The 566-nt window shown below is 32.2% G+C and carries 1 protein-coding gene; it reads right to left on the reverse strand.

What is annotated here, in order from left to right; translation table 11 throughout:
• Nucleotides 1–181 precede the first annotated feature (181 nt).
• Nucleotides 182–566: hypothetical protein (locus VU18_RS17710; RefSeq protein WP_082218545.1), on the reverse strand; the 385-nt coding region annotated here is incomplete at its 5' end.

Consider the following 566-nt stretch of genomic DNA (forward strand, 5'->3'; position numbering starts at 1 on the left):
TAACGGGTTCGGTTCAGAAGTACAAAATCAAGAAAAACAGTACAAATAACAGCGTAATTAGCACAAAATTCGAACCAAATTTAACAAAGTAAAAAGCACATTAAAACGCTTGGGTTTATTCCAAGCGTTTTAAACTAAAATTATATTGACTTGTTAAATCAAGACTGTTACTAAAAGGTTACTACCGTACTTCAATTACAAAGGCATAACTTGAATCTCCCTTTTCCCATCTTGCTGAAACATCATACACATAAACACCTTTTTCTTTTGGTAATAGTATCACATTATCATTTATTGGAACATTTTCTGTTTTTATATTTGTAAGCCATCTATTTACTACTAATGTATTTTCTTTAGGCTCATCTTTGAATTCTATTTTCAATTGGGAATTTGGTGGTACAACCACAGGTTTTAGTTCTTGATTTTTAATGAGTTCTGGCGGAGAACTTGTATCAGCACAAACAGAATTAAGTAATCCATTCCAACAATACGAACCTTGTGTCACTTCTACCTTTTTTTCTCCAACAGTTATGGTTGGTAAAGGTGGTTTAGCACTAAATAGTCCA

Source organism: Geobacillus sp. ZGt-1, from assembly GCF_001026865.1.
Taxonomy (GTDB): domain Bacteria; phylum Bacillota; class Bacilli; order Bacillales; family Anoxybacillaceae; genus Geobacillus; species Geobacillus thermoleovorans.